Annotated in this window: 1 protein-coding gene and 1 pseudogene; one reads left to right on the top strand and one right to left on the bottom strand. The window is 63.8% G+C overall.

Annotated elements, in window-relative coordinates; translation table 11 throughout:
* Positions 1-454, top strand: a pseudogene (locus EOA27_RS36100) (amidohydrolase/deacetylase family metallohydrolase); the annotation flags it as partial.
* A 45-nt stretch (positions 455-499) separates the two neighbouring features.
* Here EOA27_RS36100 and EOA27_RS36095 read toward each other — a convergent pair.
* Positions 500-1,504: NAD(P)/FAD-dependent oxidoreductase (locus tag EOA27_RS36095; RefSeq protein WP_145970818.1), on the bottom strand; the 1,005-nt coding region annotated here is incomplete at its 5' end.

The raw sequence follows: 1,504 nt of genomic DNA, 5'->3' as shown, positions 1-1,504 counted from the left end.
ATTCCCCAACGCCCCGGTCTTCGCCTCGGGCACGGTGCGGCCGGACATGCGGCTCGCGCGCGAGCGCGGCGTCATCTTCGACATCGGCCACGGCATGGGCTCCTTCGACTTCGAGGTGGCGAAGGCGATGCTCGCCGAGGGTCTCGCGCCCGACGTCATATCGAGCGACGTTCACCTCTACTGCGTCGACGGCCCGGCCTTCGACATGCTGGTCTGCATGTCGAAGCTCATGGCGCTCGGCATGCCGCTGGTCGAGGTGCTGCGCGGGATTCACCGTCGCGGCGCGCAGCACCTCGACCAGCGCCTGGTGTCCAACGGCATTGCCATCGGCGGCAAATGGTGGCCAAACGAAGCGCCCGACCACGACGAGACCGAACGCTTCGAAGCGCATGCGCATCACACGCATGTGGATGTGGCGGCCAGGCATCTTGGCCCCTCAAAATCGTCGTTCTAGGGTCTACGTACCGCCTCGCGTCGCACCGCCCCAGGATAACAAACGCTAGGTTCGCGAATTACTCGGCTCGCCATAAACAGGCGTCGCAATTCCTTCCATCCGCGCCTTCAGCTGCAGCGCCACATATTTCGAATAGAAGCGCGACAGCGCCAGATTGCCACCGTGGAACCACAGCCCCTCCTGCGCCGTCGGCTTCCACATGTTGCGCAACTCGCCCTGCCAGGGACCGGGGTCGCCCTTCACGCCGGAGCCGAGGCCCCAGCACGGACCGACCTTGTCGGCGACCTCGCGTGAGACGACAGCGGCAACCGTCTCGTTCATCGACTGATAACCGGTGCAGCAGACGATCGCATCGACTTCCAATTCGCTGCCGTCCTCGAACAGGATGCCGTTCGGCGTCAGCGACTTGATGCCGACGCCGCTTTTGACTTTGATCTCGCCGTTCAGGATCAGCTCGCAGGCGCCGACATCGATGTAATAGCCCGAGCCGGTGCGATAGGCCTTCATCAAGAGCCCGGTCTCGTCTTCGCCGAAATCGATGGAGAAGCCGCTGTCGCTGAGACGCGTGTAGAAATCCCCGTCTCGCGCCCTGATCACGTCATAGAGCGCGCGCTGGCCCTTGGGCACCAAAGCGAAGGGCGTGGAAGGCACGATCATATCGGCCTTGTCGGTGGTGATGCCGCGCGCCAGCGCCTTCTCGGAAAAGATCTCGAAGCCGACATCCATAAGCGTATCGGATTTCACCACGGTCGTCGGCGAGCGCTGCACCATGGTGACCTTGGCGCCTGCTTCCCACAGGTCGACGCTGACATCGTGGCCGGAGCTTGCAGCACCGATCACCGCGACGCGTTTGCCGCGGAACTTCTCACCGGTGGAATACTGGCTGGAATGCAAAAGCTCGCCCTTGAAGCTGTCGACGCCCGGCAATTCGATCCGCCGCGGCGGCCCGTAGGCGCCGGTGGCGAAGACGATGTGCTTCGGCTTCAGCGTGACGCGCTGGCCGACGCGGTCGACCACCACGGTCCAGACCTTTTCGGCCTCGTCATAGGC

The organism is Mesorhizobium sp. M2A.F.Ca.ET.037.01.1.1 (genome assembly GCF_003998075.1).
Classification (GTDB): domain Bacteria; phylum Pseudomonadota; class Alphaproteobacteria; order Rhizobiales; family Rhizobiaceae; genus Mesorhizobium.
Note: the sequence above shows the minus strand (reverse complement) of the source record. Positions and strands in the feature narration are given on the sequence as shown.